We start from the raw sequence: 16,703 nt of genomic DNA, 5'->3' as shown, positions 1-16,703 counted from the left end.
GGAGCCGTGTCCTCAGAAGAGGCCCGTGAAGCCATGCCACACCTTTTTCGCTCCGTCCTTGGCATCGCTGCCGAGTCGCTTGACGTCCCCCCAGGTGTCGGACGCCACGTTGGCGGAGCCGTGCAGGAGGCCGCCGACCACGCCGTGGTCGTGGATGTCCTCGCTCCAGTGCTCGTGGAACGCCTCGTCGAGCAGGTCCGTCGTCCCGATGATCACCATGCCGCCGACTCCGGCGACCACGGCCACCGGCACGGTGATCTCCGAACTCGCCACCAGGGCGACCGCGGCGGTGCCTGCCGCGAGGCCGCCCAGCGCCGCACCCCCGTCCACCACCACTGAGTGCGTCCACGACCAGCCCTTGTCGTGGTCGTCCTTCGCCTCGATGAGGCCGCACACGCTCGCCGCGGCGACGTCCACGACCGGGATCTCCTTGAGGAACTCCGGCAGCTTCTCCAGGCTCCTGCCCAGCCGCAGCGCTTCCGCCGCGTCCCCGACCTTCACATTGAGCGCGTGGTCGTACGGGAGGGCCGAACTGCCGTGCTCGGCGCGGGCGATGTCGGTCTCCAGGCCGTCGAGCTTGGTCAGCGCGTCCTTGTAGGCGAGCCGGGCCGGGGAGTCCTTGGGGAGCGTCTTCCCCTGCTTCTGCCACGCGCTGCGCTCGGTGCGCAGGTCCTTCTTCGCCTCGGCCGCCTCTTTCTTGGCGTCGTCCAGCTTGGTGGCGGCGTCATGGCCCTTGACCCGGGTGCGCTCGGAGTCGTACGCGTACAGCCCGCGCAGATAGTCGGCGATGGTGACCTTGTCGCCCTTGGACACCTCCGAAGTGTCCTCCTCGTACAGCTTGTTGAGCGCCTCGGCCGCGTCGAGGCGGGCCTGCTGGGCCGCGTGCAGGATGTCCGTGCGCACGGCCCCGTAGTTGGTGAGCCCGTCGATCGCCTTCTGCTCGTCGGGATGGGGCGGGTTGTTGGTCACCAGCTGGCCGGGGACGCCCTTGGGGCCCATCGGGACGCCTGCCTTGACGGCGATGTCCTCGGCGTTCTGCAACGCGCTCTCGGCGGCCGAGAGATGGTCGGCCAGCGTGCAGAGGATCTCGCCGGTCGCGTGGACCAGCTCCGCGAATCCGCCCGCCGTCAGCGCGTCCTCGCTCCACTTGGCGCGGAACGACTCGGCGGCCTCGCCCTCCCAGGCCGCGTCCTTGGCCAGCTGCTCGACGACCGTGCCCAGCGGCTTCACGATCGATTCGAGGTCGTGCTTGGCGTTCTTGTAGGCGTCGCCCATCGTGCGGATGCCGCCGATGTCCCCGCCCACCCAGCTGTCGCTCACCGCGTGCCCTTCACATCAGGTCTTCGAAGAGGCCGTGCACATCGATGTCGTTGCGCTGCATCGAGTCGTGCGCGTACTTCACCTTGTCGCTGTTGTCCTCCAGCCGGTCCGACAGCTTGTCGTGCAGGCCCGCTATCAGGTCGGCCATCGACTTGATCGCCGCGTCGCACCCGGCGTCGCCGGAACCGGCCACCGCGGGCTTCACATTGGCGTGCATGCCGCGGTAGATGCCGGCTTCGTCGTGGAAGGTCGACGCCATCGAGTTGAGGTCGGCCAGGATGATCTTCACATCGGCGCTCATGCCCCTGCCCCGTTCTCTCCGTAGGTACGCTCCAGGTCCTCCGGCTGCCATCTGCGGCCGCCCGGCGCCACCTCCGGGTCCAGGCGCACCTTGGGCAGCCGGGCCTCGCGCATCGCCTCCGCGAACGGGCCGATGGAGACGGCGATCCAGGGCTGCGTCGGGCCGAGCGCGTCGACCAGCTTCGCCAGGGTGCTGAAGGCCACCGGGACCGGCGGCCCCGAGGGCGGTCTCAGCAGCTCGAAGTCGACGCGCGGGGCGGCGCCCTGGGCCGGATGGCGCGGGTGGGCCGGGACGAACACCGGTGTGTGGTATGGGGGGACGCCGGGTTGCGCGGTCCTGGCCGCGTCGACGCCGACGATGCCGAGGATCCGGGACGCGTTCGGTTCAGCCACGTGTCTCAACCTATGCGCCGCTCCAGTCCGTCAATACGACGAAAACCGCCCAAAGCCTTCACCCATAGTCAATGGATGCCAGGTCTTGGGCGGTTTCTGGTCACTGGTTGACCATTGTTTGACTGGCGCCAGGCGCTGCGCCGGCGTGCGGTGACTCGGCTGCGGGCCGTCCGTGGCCGGTCGCGCAGTTCCCCGCGCCCCGTGAGGGGCGCTGTGCCGCACCGGGCTCGGCACTGCTGCTCAGGCGCGTGCCTCGTCCGCCTCGATCAGCTCGGTCGAGCGCTTCACATCGCGCGCGATCTCTTCGAGCAGCGCCTCGATCGACTCGAACTTCTCCTGCCCGCGCACATACGCGAGGAAGTCGACGGCGACGTGCAGCCCGTACAGATCGAGCCCGACGCGGTCGATCGCGTACGCCTCGACCGTGCGCTCGGTGCCGTCGAACTGCGGGTTGGTGCCCACCGAGATCGCGGCGGGCATCCGCTCGCCGTCGGCCGTGAGCCAGCCCGCGTACACGCCGTCCGCGGGGATCGCGGTGTGCGGCAGGGTCTCCACGTTCGCCGTCGGGTAGCCCAGCTCGCGGCCGCGCTGCGCGCCGCGCACCACGACGCCCTCGACCCGGTGCGGGCGGCCCAGGATCTCGGCCGCGCCCTCCACGTCGCCCTCGCCGACCAGACGCCGGGTCAGGGTCGAGGAGAACGGCTGCCCGCCGCCCGCCTCGCCGCTGACGAAGAGGTCGATGACGTCCACCTCGTAGTCGTACGTCTCGCCCAGCTCGGCCAGGAACTCCACGTTGCCGGCCGCCTTGTGGCCGAAGCGGAAGTTGGGGCCCTCGACGACCACGCGCGCGTGCAGCTTGTCGACGAGCGCCTTGACCACGAACTCGGCCGGCGACAGCTTCGAGAACTCGCTGGTGAAGGGGAGGATGAGCAGCGCGTCCACGCCGAGGCCCGCCATCAGCTCGGCGCGCCGGTGGTGCGGGGCGAGCAGCGGCGGGTGGCTGCCGGGGCGCACGACCTCGCTGGGGTGCGGGTCGAAGGTCACCACGACGGAAGGGATGCCCAGTTCGCGGGCGCGCTCCACGGCCCGCCCGATGATCACCTGATGACCGCGGTGCACCCCGTCGTAGGAGCCGATGGTGACGACGCTGCGTCCCCAGTCCTGGGGAATGTCCTCCAAGCCACGCCAGCGCTGCACTGTGACCGCTCCTCGCCCGAAACTCGCCCGAAAACCGAACCCGTGTACGTGAGAGTAGGCCTCTCACACAGGTCTAAGACTGCCATGCCCGGCATGCTCGGCCCGCATCGGCATGGGCACGGCAAGCGTCTCGACCGTGCGGCGGGCGCTCGGCCCGATCACCGCCGACCACTCGTGCGGTGCCTGGACCAGCCAGCCCGCCACCTGAACGGCGAATTCCGGTACTTCCCTGGCCAGCTCGACGACCCGGCGGTCGAAGCAGGAGGCGCCTTCGGGGGTGCGCACCAGGAGCAGCCCGGTGCGGTGGACCAGGTCGCGGGTGCGCGCCTCGGGGCGCGCCTCGGCCCCCAGCGCCGCGGCCCTCAGCAGGGCGTGCAGCACCGCCGGGTCCCGCGACTCGTACCGCTCGTATTCGAGGAGTACGTCCAGGAGCTCGGCCCGCAGGGGGCGCGAGGTGCGGCTGCCGGGCGCGGCGAGCACCGGCGCCAGCGCCTGCCGCACCTGTGGCGAGCTGCCCCGCAGTACGGATGTGACCAGCGGGAAGAGCACGGCCCTCGCGGCCGGTCCGTACCGCAGGCGCCGCTCCACGAACGCGGCGGCATGGGCCGCGCCCTCGGGGTGGCGGTCCAGATAGCCGCGGACCAGGGCGGCCGCGCGGCGGGCGAGCGCGGGCGTGTTGATCTCGGCGAGCGCCTCCAGCACCTCGGCCCCGGCGTCCCCGGGCTGGTCGAGCCGCGTCTGGAAGGCGGCGAGCACCGGCTCGGGGTGGGTGGTGAGGGCGGCGACGAGCGCGGAGGCGGGCAGCCGGGGATCGCCGCCCGCGTACCGCGCGAGCGTCTTGTCGAGGTAGCGGGTGCGGGTGCGCGGATCGCGGATGAGCAGGCCGAGCGCGGCGCCGTGCAGGGGGGTGTCGGCGGACCTGGCGAGCAGGGCGAGCGCGGCGTAGCGCAGCAGGTCGCGGTCGGCGCCGGTGGTGACGTACGGCGCGACGCGCGGCCCGTACGCGGCGGCCGCCACCCGGCGTTCGGGCCGGTCGTCGTGGGCCCAGCGGTCCACGGCCCGGCAGAGCGCGGACGGCTCGTCCTCGGCGAGCGCGTCCAGGAGTTCGTCGGCGCGGGCGTGCGCGGTGGCGACCAGCGCCTCGGTGAGGTCGTCGATGGCCAGCGAGCGGCGGGCGTAGAGCAGGGCCTGCGCGGCCCCGGCGACGGTCGGGCGCATCTCGCTGCCCGGCGGCGCGGGCAGCGGCCGCTCGTCGGTGAACCACCGGCACAGCAGCGGCTGTACGCTCCGGGGCTCGGCCGCGAGCCGCCGGTCCACGGCGTCCAGATACCGCTCCCACTCCGGCGCCCCGCCCGGCGCGCCGTCGGCGGGAACCAGCCGCCGCATCAGCTCCATCCGGCGGTCGTCGCCGATCCGCAGCCGCTGCCAGAACCACGGCCCGAACTCCCCGAGCCCGCCGAGCCGCCCCGGCCCGCCCGCGCGCACCGACCGCTCGCTGATCCGGTCCGCGAGCAGCCGCAGCACACAGAGGTACGCACGGGGCTCGGGCACCCGCAGCAGCGTCTGCCCGAGCAGCTGGACGGCCCACCAGCAGGCGTCCTCCGCCCGGTCCGGCTCGGCCGCGCCGGGCCCCGCCGCCAGCCGGTCGAGCGCGTCGACGAGCTCCTCCAGGTGCGGGGCGAGCCGGTCGGCCCCGTGTTCGCGGTCGAGGAGCAGCAGGGCCTGCAGGACGGGGCCGATGCGGTGCCGGGGGACGGGGAGGGTGGGGGGCTCGTTCTCGGGGGCCGCGGGTTCCGTCCCGGGTGCGGGCGGCGGCGGCCCCGGCCGGAACCGCCGCCCCCGCCTGCCGTCCTCGCGGCGCCGGGAGCGACGCTGGTCGGGGACGCCGGGGGACGGCGGCCCGGCGCCTTCCTCGCCCTCGCCCATGTGCGCGGCGGCGCGCGAACCCGGCGGTGGCGGCACGTACGCCGCCCCCTCGCCGCTCTCCCCGCCCGGCCCGCTCGTGCCCGGGCGGGACGGCAGCCGGGCCGGGGCCCGGTCGGCGGTGCCGGGCGCGTCCTCGCACCAGCGGTGCACCAGGGCGTGCAGGGCCCCGTCCAGGTCGAGGTGGGCGGCCTGGAGCCAGTCGGCCAGCTCCTCGTGCGCGAAGCGGTAGCCGGAGCCCGCCGGGACCAGCAGGCCCTCGGTGAGGACCGCCGACGCCCAGCCGGTGCGCCAGGGGAAGATCTCCTCGAAGTTCTCGCGGTCCAGCTCGCCCTGGCCGGGGCCCAGACAGCGCCGGGCCGCCTCGTGGACCCGGCCCGCGACCCGCGCGGCGAGCCGCCGTACGGCCGTGCCGCGCAGCGCGGGGCGCCGGGCGGCCGCCAGCCGTACCGCGACGCGCAGGCACATCAGGTCCAGATGGGCGGCGAAGACGTCCTCGCGGCCGGGCCGGCCCGGCACCTCGCCCGGCAGCGCGTCGCGCACCTCGGCGATCAGCCGCAGCGTCAGCGGATGGCGCCCGGCCCGGTCCGCCAGGGCGCCGTCCGGGAGGCCGTACCGCTCGCGGGCCCGGGCGGCCTCCTTGCGGGAGAGGTCGCCGATCCGTACGGCGTGCGGCAGCCGGGGCGCCTCGGCCGGATGCAGCGCGTCCGGCGGGAAGAGCGCCCCGGCCTGCTCCCAGTGCTCGGGCCGGCAGGCGACCACGAGGCGCGCCCCCGCCGCGCGCAGCCACGCCGCCGTACCGGCCGTCCACTCGGGCAGCCGGTGCGCGAGGACGGGCGGCATCTCCTCGGGCCCGTCGAGCAGGACGAGCAGGGGGCGCCCGGCGTCCGAGGCCAGCCGTGCCACCCGGTCCGGGGTGGCGCACTCCATGTCGCCGGGGGCGCCCGCGGCCGCCACGATCCGGCCCGCCTGCCGCAGCGCCCGCGCCACCGCGTCCGCCACCGAGCCGTCGCCCGCGCGCAGATCCGCGCCGCGCAGCCACACCGTGGGGGCGGGCTCCGCGCCCCGGGCGCGGCGGGCGGCGAGGGCGGCGAGCTCGGTGGTGCGGCCGGTGCCGGGGTCCCCGACCAGGCCGAGCACACTGGCGCTCCCGGCCGCGAAGTCCGTGAAGTGCCGTACGGTGAGCCGCCGTTCGACCGGGTCCTGCTGGACGCCGGACCCGCCGGCCGAGCCGGCCGAGCCGACCGAGGTCGCGGTGAGCTGGAGCGCGCCCGCCAGGTTCAGGTCCTCGCCGTACCCCGGCACGGTCGCCGCGTTGCGCCGCAGCAGCTCTTCGAGCGGGCCCCCGTCGGGCCGCAGCGGCACCGCGAACCCGGCCGCCCGGTGCGCCGCGTCCAGCGCGGTGGCGAGCACCCCGAGCACCGCACCGGTCGCCGCGTCCAGGACCGGCCCGCCCGCCGCCTCGCCGCCGAGCCGCAGCGCGTCGGCCCCCTCGGTGCCGATGGCCAGCTCCAGGGCGGAGCCGAGGAGGTGGAAGCGGTCGGTGGCGGTGTAGGTGACGGGCGACTCGCCGAGCACCCGCGCCTCGCGCCAGCCGTGCGCGGCGATCCGAACGTACGCGCCCGCGGCGACCGACTGCCGGGCGGCGACGGGCAGCGGCCGCACCCCCAGCCCCTCGGTGCGCACCAGGGCGAGACCGGCCTCCGGCAGCGGGGTGACCGCGTCGGCCTCGGCGAGGCAGGTGCGCTCGCCGGGCGCGTGCAGCACCACCCGGGTGAGCCCGTCCACCACCTCGTGGCTGGTGACCACGGTGCCGCGGTCGTCGGCGACGAAGCCGACGCCCCGGGTACGCCCCGCCAGATCGCAGATCCGTACCAGCGTCTCCCGCCCCCCGTCACCGTCCCCGCGTCCCATGTCCGAAACGGTAGTTCTGGGATGATCCGCCCGAGAAGAACGCGAGGCGAAAGCGCCCCCCAGTGCTCCCCTCTTTCACTACGAGCGCCTGCACGCGAGGGTGAAAACACCTGTGGCGGGCTCGCAAGGAGCCCGCCACACGTTTGAAAACCCGGGACGGGTCCCGGCCGCACCCCTCACGCGGCTAGCCGAACACCGCCAGGCTCTTCGCCTTGCCGCGCTGGCTCTCGACCAGCGCGAGGAGGCGCTCTTCCGGCCCGTAGACGGCGACCGGCCTGCCGTTGTCGTACACCTCGGGCATGTCCAGGCGCACGCCGTTCAGGAGCAGTCCCCCGCGCCGCTCGTCGACGTCCCAGCGGGCGAACGCGGCGGCCGCCGCCTCGGCGACCGGCATCACCGTCAGCTCCTCCTGGAGCTGGTCGAGCGTGCGCGCCGCGTCCAGGCCGTAAGGGCCGACCCGGGTGCGCCGCAGCGCCGTCAGATGCCCGCCGACGCCGAGCCCGGCGCCCAGGTCACGGGCGAGGGCGCGGATGTACGTACCGGAGGAGCAGACCACGGAGACGACCAGGTCGACGACGGGGGTGCCGTCCTCGGCCACGGCCTCGCGCACGTCGTACACCCGGAACGAGGAGACCGTCACCGGCCGGGCCGGGATCTCGAACTCCTCGCCGCCGCGCACGCGCGCGTAGGAGCGCTTGCCGTCGATCTTGATGGCCGAGACCTTCGACGGGACCTGCATGATGTCGCCGCTCAGCGCCGCGACACCGGCGTCGATGCCCTCGCGGGTCACCTTCGAGGCGTCGGTGGACGAGGTGATCTCGCCCTCGGCGTCATCGGTGACCGTGTCCTGGCCGAGGCGGATCGTACCGAGGTACTCCTTCTCGGTCAGCGCGAGGTGCCCGAGCAGTTTGGTGGCGCGCTCGACGCCCAGGACGAGCACGCCCGTCGCCATCGGGTCGAGCGTGCCCGCGTGGCCGACCCGGCGGGTCCTGGCGATCCCGCGCATCTTGGCCACGACGTCGTGCGAAGTGAAGCCGGACGGCTTGTCCACGATGACAAGTCCGTCCGGCGTCCGGTTCTGGCTCATTCGGCGGCGGTACCCTCGTCGTCCTCGTCCTCGTCACCGGGCTTCTTGTACGGGTCGGCGTCGCCGGCGTACTTGGCGCCCGAGGAGACCTCGCGCACCGCGGCGTCCGAGGCCCGCGCCTTGTTGAGGAGGTCCTCGATCGTCTTGGCGTTCTCCGGGAGGGCGTCCGCCACGAACGTCAGGGTCGGCGTGAACTTGGTGCCGGCGGCGGCCCCGACCGCGGAGCGCAGGATGCCCTTGGCGCTCTCCAGGCCGGCGGCCGCACTGGCCCGGTCCTCGTCGTCGCCGTAGACCGTGTAGAAGACCGTGGCCTCCCGCAGGTCGCCGGTGACCCTGGTGTCCGTGATGGTCACGTGCGTACCGAGGCGCGGGTCCTTGATGCCGCGCTGCATCTTCTGGGCGACCACCTCCCGGATGAGGTCCGCCAGCTTCTTCGCCCGCGCGTTGTCGGCCACTGGTCCTTCTCCTTCTTTGCCTTGCTCAAGCTCAGGTTTCAGTCTTCGTCACTGTGGAGCCTGCGTCGCACCGACAGCAGCTCCACCTCCGGCCGGGCGGCGACCATGCGCTCGCACCGGTCGAGTACGTCTGTGAGGTGCCCCGTGTCGCCGGAGACCACCGCCAGGCCGATCTCGGCCCTGCGATGGAGGTCCTGGCCGCCGACTTCCGCCGCGCTCACCGCGTACTTGCGCTGGAGTTCGGCGACGATCGGCCGGACGACGGAGCGTTTTTCCTTCAACGACCGTACGTCGCCGAGGAGCAGATCGAAGGACAGCGTCCCCACATACATATGTGTCCGGATATCCCGCCGGTCCGGGGTAGATGACCCCGCCAACGACTTGGCGGGGACACCAGAACCGTACACGCAACGGCCGGGGCCGATCGACGGAAATAAGCTCCGTCGACCGGCCCCGACTCGATACGACGATCAGCCGCGCGGCTTCTCGCGCATCTCGTACGTCGCGATGACGTCGTCGATCTTGATGTCGTTGAAGTTTCCGAGGTTGATACCGCCCTCGAAGCCTTCGCGGATCTCGGTGACGTCGTCCTTGAAGCGGCGCAGACCCTCGATGTTGAGGCTCTCCGCGATGACCTTGCCGTCCCGGAGGAGGCGGGCCTTCGTGTTCCGCTTGACCTCGCCGGAGCGGATGAGCACACCCGCGATGTTGCCGAGCTTGGACGAGCGGAAGACCTCGCGGATCTCCGCGGTGCCGAGCTCGACCTCCTCGTACTCCGGCTTGAGCAGACCCTTGAGGGCCGCCTCGATCTCCTCGATGGCCTGGTAGATCACCGAGTAGTAGCGGACGTCGACGCCCTCGCGCTCCGCCATCTGCGCGGCACGGCCGGCCGCACGGACGTTGTAGCCGATGACGATGGCGTCGGAGCCCATCGCCAGGTCGATGTCGGACTCGGTGACCGCACCCACACCGCGGTGCAGGATGCGGATGTCGACCTCTTCACCGACGTCGAGCTGGAGCAGCGAGGACTCAAGAGCCTCGACCGCACCGGACGCGTCGCCCTTGATGATGATGTTGAGGTCCTGGACCAGACCGGCCTTGAGCACCTGGTCGAGGTCCTCCAGGGACACCCGGCGGGTGCGCTTGGCGAACGCGGCGTTGCGCTCGCGGGCGGCGCGCTTCTCGGCGATCTGACGGGCCGTACGGTCCTCGTCGACCACCAGGAAGTTGTCGCCCGCGCCCGGGACGTTGGTGAGACCGAGGACGAGGACCGGAGTCGACGGACCCGCCTCTTCCACGTTCTCGCCCTTGTCGTCGAGCATGGCGCGCACTCGGCCGTAGGCGTCACCGGCGACCATCGTGTCGCCGACGCGGAGGGTACCGCGCTGGACGAGGACGGTGGCGACGGCGCCGCGGCCGCGGTCGAGGTGGGCCTCGATCGCAATACCCTGCGCGTCCTGCTCCGGGTTGGCCCGCAGGTCGAGCGAGGCGTCGGCGGTGAGGACGACGGCCTCCAGCAGGGAGTCGATGTGCAGACCCTGCTTGGCGGAGATGTCGACGAACATGGTGTCGCCGCCGTACTCCTCGGCCACCAGACCGAACTCGGTCAGCTGACCACGGACCTTGACCGGGTCCGCACCCTCGACGTCGATCTTGTTGACCGCGACGACGATCGGGACGCCGGCGGCCTTGGCGTGGTTGAGCGCCTCGATCGTCTGCGGCATGACGCCGTCGTTGGCCGCGACCACGAGGATCGCGATGTCGGTCGACTTGGCACCACGGGCACGCATGGCGGTGAACGCCTCGTGACCCGGGGTGTCGATGAAGGTGATCTTGCGCTCTTCACCGTTGACCTCGGTACCGACCTGGTACGCACCGATGTGCTGGGTGATGCCACCGGCCTCGCCCGCCACGACGTTCGTCTTGCGGATCGCGTCGAGCAGTCGGGTCTTTCCGTGGTCGACGTGACCCATGACGGTGACGACCGGCGGACGCGCCACGAGGTACTCCTCGCCGCCCTCGTCCTCGCCGAACTCGATGTCGAAGGACTCAAGCAGCTCGCGGTCCTCCTCCTCCGGGCTGACGATCTGAACCGTGTAGTTCATCTCGCCGGCCAGCAGGTGCAGCGTCTCGTCGGAGACGGACTGCGTGGCCGTGACCATCTCGCCGAGGTTCATCATCACGGCGACGAGCGACGCCGGGTTGGCGTTGATCTTCTCCGCGAAGTCGGTGAGGGACGCACCGCGCGACAGGCGAACAGCCTCGCCGTTGCCGCGGGGCAGCATCACGCCGCCTACCGACGGGGCCTGCATGGCCTCGTACTCCTGGCGCCTCTGACGCTTCGACTTGCGACCGCGACGGGCGGGCCCGCCGGGACGGCCGAAGGCACCCTGCGTGCCGCCACGGCCACCGGGGCCGCCGGGACGACCGGCGAAGCCGGGACGACCGCCGCCGAAGCCGCCGCCACCACCGGGAGCGCCACCGCCACCGCCGGGACGGCCGCCGAAGCCACCGCCGCCACCGGGACGACCGCCGCCGCCGGGACCGGCCGGACGGCCGGCGAAGCCGCCGCCCGCAGGTCGGCCGGCAGCGCCGCCGCCCGGACGGCCACCGGGGCCACCGGGACCACGGCCACCGCCGGGACCGCCACCGGGACGCGGGCCCGCAGCGGGACGCTGCGGCATCATGCCGGGGTTCGGACGGTTACCGCCCGGGGCACCGCCCGGACGCGGGGCGCCGCCCTGCGGCCGGGGCATACCGCCCGGGGTCGGCCGGGGAGCACCCTGGCCCTGCGGACGCGGAGCGCCACCGGGGCCACCCTGCGGACGCGGGGCACCACCGGGGGCACCGGCGCCGCCGGCCGGCCGGGGAGCGCCGCCACCGGGACGGGGCGCCTGCGGGCGCGCCATGCCGGTGGAGCCGCCGGAGGTGAAGGGGTTGTTGCCGGGACGCGGACCGGCCGGACGGGCACCGCCAGGCCGCCCGGAGGGACTGGGGTGTGCGCCCTGACCCTGCGGACGCGGGGCACCCGGACGGGCACCCTGACGCTCGCCGCCCTGACGCTCGCCCTGACCACCGGAGGCGGCGGGACGGGCGGCCGGACGCGGGCCGGGAGTGGCACCCGCGGGACGCGGGGCCTGCTGCTGCTGCGGCGCGGGGGCCTGAGCCGCCGGAGCCGAGAACTCGGCCGCGGGGACCGGAGCCGCCGGGGCGGGCTTGGCCGCCGCGGGCTTGGGACCCGGACGCGGGCCGGAAGCCGGCGCCGCGGTCGGGGTGCTGCTGCTCTTGGGGGCCTCGGCGGCGGCCGGCTTGGGGGCCGGGGCGCCGGGCTTGGGGGCAGCGGGACGTGCCGCCTGCGCCGGGGAGGGCGCGGCGGGCTTGGCAGGCGTCGCCTTGCGGGGCGCGCTCGGCTTGGCAGCGGACTTGCCGGCGTTGCCACCGGGCCCCTGCAAAGCGTCGGTCAGCTTACGTACAACCGGCGCCTCGATCGTCGAGGACGCCGAACGGACGAATTCACCGAGTTCTTGGAGCTTGGCCATGACGACCTTGCTCTCAACCCCGAACTCCTTGGCGAGTTCGTATACCCGGACCTTAGCCACTTCGCTCCTTTTAGGTCCGGGTTACCGCCGGACCGTCGCTACTTCATGGGCGTACTCATCGCGTACTCATCGAGTGCTCATCGCAATCTCGACCTACTTCCAACTCGCGAGGTACCTGACCGCACGGTGTTCCGTGCCGTACTTCTTACGGTGCTGCTTGCTCGACGTGCTGACGCACGGCCTCGCTGTCCAGCTGCTCCTTGACCTTGAAGGCCCGGGAGAGCGCCCGGCGACGGACCGCCAGGTCGAGACAGACCGAGGCGGGGTGAACGTACGCACCCCGGCCGGGCAGCGTACCGCGAGGATCGGGGACGCAAGCGCCCTCGGCCTTCACGATGCGCAGCAAATCGGTCTTGGCCGCTCGCTCCCGGCACCCCACACAGGTGCGCTCAGGGCATGCGCGGGCATGCGTCCGGCCAGACACGTTTAAGTCTACCTCCCCGTACCGACCTCACCCCTTTGGGGCAAAAATCGAACGGTCGTTGTCCTAAAAGATCGCCATGACGGCAACGGCAGCGGGGCCCGGCCTATTCCCGGACCCCGTGGCCGTCTGTTCAGTCCTGCTCGGCGGGCTGCTCCGTGTCCGGCCGGATGTCGATGCGCCAGCCGGTGAGCCGCGCGGCGAGCCGGGCGTTCTGGCCCTCCTTGCCGATGGCGAGGGAGAGCTGGTAGTCGGGCACGGTCACCCGTGCGGAGCGGGCCGCGAAGTCCACGACCTCGACCCGGGAGACCCGGGCCGGGGAGAGCGCGTTCGCCACCATCTCGGCCGGGTCCTCCGACCAGTCGACGATGTCGATCTTCTCGCCGTGCAGCTCGGCCATGACATTGCGCACACGGCTGCCCATCGGGCCGATGCAGGCGCCCTTCGGGTTGATCCCAGAGCGCGTCGAACGGACGGCGATCTTCGTGCGGTGGCCGGCCTCACGGGCGATGGCGGTGATCTCCACCGAGCCGTCCGCGATCTCCGGGACCTCCAGCGCGAAGAGCTTCTTCACCAGGTTCGGGTGGGTCCGCGACAGCGTCACGGACGGACCGCGCACGCCCTTCGCCACCCGTACGACGTACGTACGAAGGCGCAGTCCGTGCGTGTAGTCCTCGCCCGGGACCTGCTCCTGCACCGGGAGCATGGCCTCCATCTTGCCGATGTCGACCAGGACGTTCTTGGGGTCCTTGCCCTGCTGGACCACACCCGTGATCACATCGCCCTCGCGCCCGGCGAACTCACCGAAGGTGATGTCGTCCTCGGCGTCGCGCAGCCGCTGCAGGATGACCTGCTTGGCGGTGGTGGCGGCGATCCGGCCGAAACCGGTCGGAGTGTCGTCGAACTCCTTGGCCTCCTGGCCCTCTTCCAGGTCGGCCGGGTCTTCCTTCGCCCACACGGTCACATGACCGTTCTCGCGGTCGAGCTTGACGCGCGCGCGGCGGAAGCTTCCCTCGGTGCGGTGGTAGGCGATGAGGAGGGCCGACTCGATGGCCTCGACCAGCAGGTCGAAGGAGATCTCCTTCTCCCGTACCAAACCCCGCAGGGCACTCATGTCGATGTCCATGGCTACGCCTCCTCTTCCTTCTTGTCCTTGCGGTTGAACTCGATTTCGACGCGCGCCTTGACGATGTCGGTGAACGCGACCCGGCGGGCGGTGGCCTTGCGGCCCTTCACCCCGGGAACCTCAAGGTCGAGCCCGTCCTCGTCGGTGTTCAGGATGCGCGCGACCAGCTCTTCGCCCTCGGCGAGGGTGAACCGGGCGAGGCGCCCGGTGGCGCGCACATAGTGGCGCGGCTCGGAGAGCGGGCGCTCGGCGCCGGGGGAGGTGACTTCGAGGACGTACTCCTCGTCACCCATGATGTCGCTCTCGTCGAGCGCGTCGGAGACGGCCCGGCTCAGCTCGGCACAGGTGTCCAGCTCCACGCCCTCGTCGGAGTCGACGACGATCCGCAGCATGCGGCGGCGGCCGGCCCGGGACACCTCGATCTCCTCAAGATCGAGATCCTTCGCGCTGACGAGCGGTTCCAGCAGTCCGCGCAGCCTCTCGCTCTGGGTCGTGCTCATCCGGGTGACTCCTCGGCCGCGTGTGCTGTTGTGGGATCGTCGCGTACGGCATACATACCTCTGCGCCGTCAGGTCAAAGGGTATCCGGTCCCGGGGGGTGTTGCCGCCCACCCGGAGCGGGGCGCGGGTACGCTCGCCTGCGGTGATCACTTGGCGGCCCCCGGGCCCGGAGCCCACAGGGGAGACAGCCGTGCCGGCGACCAGGACGCTGACCTCTCGCAGAGCCGCCCTCGCGGCGACCGGCGCGGCCGCCGCGGCCGGGCTCCTGGCCGCCTGCTCGGACGGTACGGCGCCGGACGCAGAACGGAGCGCGGCGGAGCGGGCCCGCGCCGCACGGGCCGAGGCCGCCCTGCGCCTGCGCACCTCGGCGGCGAGCGCCGCGCTGCGCGACCGGTACGAGGCGGTGGCGGTACGCCATCCGTTGGTACGGGACCGGCTCGCCCCTTTGCGCGAGGAGGCGGCCCAGCACGCGACGGCGCTCGCGGCCGGCCACGCACAGCAGCCCTCCACACCATCCTCCGCGCCCCCCGCCACCGTCCCCGACGACGCCTCCCAGGCGTTGCGGGAGCTGGCGGCGACGGCGCGCCAGGTCTGCGACGCCCACACGGCGGCGCTCACCGGGGCGCCCCCCGAACTCGCCCGGCTGCTGGCCTCGGTCGCGGCGGCGGGCGCGGTCCACGCGTACCTCCTGACCCGGCGGGAGGGCGGCAGCTGATGTCGGCTCTGGAAGCGGCACAGGCCGCGCTCGCGGCGGAACACGCGGCGGTGTACGGGTACGGGGTGCTGGGCGGCCGGGTCACCGAGCCGCGCGGCGCCGAGGCCCGGGAGGCGTACACGGCCCACCGCGGCCGCCGCGACGCGCTCACCCGGACCGTGCGCGACCTGGGCGCCGCGCCGGTCGCGTCGGCGCCCGCGTACAAGCTGCCGTTCCCGGTGCCGGACGCGGCGGCCGCGGTGCGGCTGGCGGCGGAGCTGGAGGACCGGGTGGCCGGCGTCTACTCCGACCTGGTCCGGGCGGCCGAGGGCCCGCTGCGCCGGGAGGCCGCGGCCGCGCTGCGGGAGGCGGCGGTGCGGGCGGGGAGGTGGCGGGGCGGCAGCGTAGCCTTTCCGGGGCTCGCCGAACGTCCGGGCCCGACCGGTAGCTGACCAAGGGACGACGCACGCATGGCTTTTGAACCGCCTGAGCGGCTGGTACGCGCGCTCGGCGAGACGTACGGGGACGACGTCGCCGCGCGCTGGCTCGGGCAGCTGCCCGAACTCGCCGAAGCGGCGGTCGCGGGGCGCGGGCTCACGGTGGACCGGGTGCAGGCGCCCGGGGGCCGCAGCAGCCTCGTCCTGCTCGTACGGCAGCAGGACGGCACCCCGGCGGCCCTGAAGCTGGCCCCCGCCGAGGCCCGGCCGGAGCTGGAGCGGACGGCGCTGCGGCACTGGAACGGCTGGGGCACGGCGCAACTCCTGGACACCGACGCCGCCGACTCCCTCCTCCTGGAACGCCTGCACCCCGAGGTGTCGTTGCGCTCGCTCCCGGAGGCGAAGGCGCTCCTGGAGGCGGCGGGAACGCTGCGCCGCCTGTGGGTGGAGCCGCCTGCCGCCCACCCGTTCGAGTCCGTCGCCGAACGGACGGAACGTCAGGCGACCGCGATGCGGGGTGTGTTGCCGGACGACGTGGCCCCGCTGGCCGAGGCGGCCCTGACGGCCCGGGACGCTCTCACGACCTCCTCTTCGGAGGAGTTCCTCCTCCACGGCAACTTCCGCCAGAGCAAGGTGCTTTCGGGCGAGCGTTCGCCGTGGCTGACGGTGGGCCCGGAGCCGCTGGTGGGCGAACGGGCCTACGACCTGGCCCGCCTGGCCCGCGACCGCGTCGAGGACCTGATCGCGGCCCCGAGCGGCGCGTCGGTGGCGCGGCGCCGGGTGAACAAACTGGCCGACGCGCTGGATGTCGACCCGGCCCGTCTGCATGGCTGGACGCTGTTCCGGGCGGTGGAGTCGGGGCTCCGCGCCCGAGCGGCGGGCCGCACGCAGGAGTCGGAGTTGCTGCTGGAGTTCGCGGGCTGGTTGTAGGGGGCTGCCCGTCCTTGGGTGCGTGCTCTTTCTGCGGGCCGTCGCTGGCTGATCGCGCGGTTCCCCGCGCCGCTTCTTGGCCCGGTGCTTGCCTGCGGGCCGGTGGGGGCTGATCGCGCAGTTCCCCGCGCCCCTTCTTGGCCCAGTGTTTATCTGCGAGCCGGTGGGGACTGGGCGCGCAGTTCCCCGCGCCCCTTCTTGGCCCGGTGCTTGCCTGCGAGCCGTCGCTGGCTGGGCCCGCAGTTCCCCGCGCCCCTTCTTGGCCCGGTGCTCATCTGCGAGCCGTGGGTGGCTGGGCGCGCAGTTCCCCGCGCCCCTTGGGGGATGGGGTGCAGCCACGATGCGAGGGTCGGCGGCGGGAAATTCAGCCCCTCCGGCGTTTGAGGAGCGGGTCCGGGGCGGAGCCC

Annotated in this window: 15 protein-coding genes; 3 read left to right on the top strand and 12 right to left on the bottom strand. The window is 73.2% G+C overall.

Annotation, left to right across the window (positions count from 1 at the left end):
• Positions 1-12: 12 nt before the first annotated feature.
• From ACFWA7_RS25585 to rimP, 12 genes are all read right to left on the bottom strand, one after another.
• Positions 13-1,320, bottom strand: coding sequence for a WXG100 family type VII secretion target (locus tag ACFWA7_RS25585; protein WP_385548276.1), 1,308 nt, complete (start codon positions 1,318-1,320; stop codon positions 13-15).
• 10 nt (positions 1,321-1,330) lie between these two features.
• Entirely contained in the window at positions 1,331-1,621 is a 291-nt protein-coding gene (locus ACFWA7_RS25580) for a DUF6317 family protein (protein WP_385548279.1), read from the bottom strand.
• Positions 1,618-2,013 carry an SAV_915 family protein gene (locus tag ACFWA7_RS25575; protein ID WP_385548282.1) on the bottom strand — a complete coding sequence of 132 codons (396 nt, stop codon included), beginning with the start codon at positions 2,011-2,013 and terminating at the stop codon, positions 1,618-1,620. Before ACFWA7_RS25575 ends, ACFWA7_RS25580 begins: the two co-directional genes overlap by 4 nt.
• 240 nt (positions 2,014-2,253) lie before the next feature.
• Positions 2,254-3,210 carry a bifunctional riboflavin kinase/FAD synthetase gene (locus ACFWA7_RS25570; protein ID WP_385548285.1) on the bottom strand — a complete coding sequence of 319 codons (957 nt, stop codon included), beginning with the start codon at positions 3,208-3,210 and terminating at the stop codon, positions 2,254-2,256.
• A gap of 63 nt (positions 3,211-3,273) precedes the next feature.
• Positions 3,274-7,047 carry a trypsin-like peptidase domain-containing protein gene (locus ACFWA7_RS25565; protein WP_385825395.1) on the bottom strand — a complete coding sequence of 1,258 codons (3,774 nt, stop codon included), beginning with the start codon at positions 7,045-7,047 and terminating at the stop codon, positions 3,274-3,276.
• A gap of 184 nt (positions 7,048-7,231) precedes the next feature.
• On the bottom strand, positions 7,232-8,134 hold the full coding sequence (gene truB / locus ACFWA7_RS25560) for a tRNA pseudouridine(55) synthase TruB (protein WP_385548290.1): 903 nt from the start codon (positions 8,132-8,134) through the stop codon (positions 7,232-7,234).
• Complete coding sequence (gene rbfA / locus ACFWA7_RS25555) at positions 8,131-8,589, bottom strand: 30S ribosome-binding factor RbfA (RefSeq protein ID WP_385548293.1); 459 nt, start codon at positions 8,587-8,589, stop codon at positions 8,131-8,133. Before rbfA ends, truB begins: the two co-directional genes overlap by 4 nt.
• A 38-nt stretch (positions 8,590-8,627) precedes the next feature.
• On the bottom strand, positions 8,628-8,921 hold the full coding sequence (locus tag ACFWA7_RS25550; RefSeq protein ID WP_283141210.1) for a DUF503 domain-containing protein: 294 nt from the start codon (positions 8,919-8,921) through the stop codon (positions 8,628-8,630).
• A gap of 138 nt (positions 8,922-9,059) precedes the next feature.
• Entirely contained in the window at positions 9,060-12,188 is a 3,129-nt protein-coding gene (gene infB / locus ACFWA7_RS25545) for a translation initiation factor IF-2 (RefSeq protein ID WP_385548297.1), read from the bottom strand.
• A 145-nt stretch (positions 12,189-12,333) separates the two neighbouring features.
• Complete coding sequence (locus ACFWA7_RS25540; RefSeq protein ID WP_385548300.1) at positions 12,334-12,612, bottom strand: YlxR family protein; 279 nt, start codon at positions 12,610-12,612, stop codon at positions 12,334-12,336.
• Between the two features lie 130 nt (positions 12,613-12,742).
• Positions 12,743-13,735, bottom strand: a complete 993-nt coding sequence (nusA, locus tag ACFWA7_RS25535) for a transcription termination factor NusA (protein WP_371655022.1) — start codon at positions 13,733-13,735, stop codon at positions 12,743-12,745.
• Positions 13,736-13,737: 2 nt separating this feature from the next.
• Positions 13,738-14,235, bottom strand: a complete 498-nt coding sequence (gene rimP, locus ACFWA7_RS25530) for a ribosome maturation factor RimP (RefSeq protein WP_385825393.1) — start codon at positions 14,233-14,235, stop codon at positions 13,738-13,740.
• 190 nt (positions 14,236-14,425) lie between these two features.
• On the opposite strand from rimP, the gene ACFWA7_RS25525 reads away from it, so the two are divergent.
• From ACFWA7_RS25525 to ACFWA7_RS25515, 3 genes are read left to right on the top strand one after another with little or no spacing between them, the layout of a single operon-like run.
• Entirely contained in the window at positions 14,426-14,950 is a 525-nt protein-coding gene (locus ACFWA7_RS25525) for a hypothetical protein (RefSeq protein ID WP_385825391.1), read from the top strand.
• Complete coding sequence (locus tag ACFWA7_RS25520) at positions 14,950-15,381, top strand: ferritin-like domain-containing protein (RefSeq protein ID WP_385548309.1); 432 nt, start codon at positions 14,950-14,952, stop codon at positions 15,379-15,381. Before ACFWA7_RS25525 ends, ACFWA7_RS25520 begins: the two co-directional genes overlap by 1 nt.
• 18 nt (positions 15,382-15,399) lie before the next feature.
• Positions 15,400-16,296: an aminoglycoside phosphotransferase family protein gene (locus ACFWA7_RS25515; protein WP_385825389.1), complete on the top strand. Its 897-nt coding sequence runs from the start codon at positions 15,400-15,402 to the stop codon at positions 16,294-16,296.
• Positions 16,297-16,703: the final 407 nt, after the last annotated feature.

The sequence above is a fragment of the Streptomyces sp. NPDC059994 genome, assembly GCF_042737755.1.
Classification (GTDB): domain Bacteria; phylum Actinomycetota; class Actinomycetes; order Streptomycetales; family Streptomycetaceae; genus Streptomyces.
The sequence above is the reverse complement of the archived record's forward strand: the minus strand, read 5'-3'. Positions and strand labels throughout refer to the sequence as shown.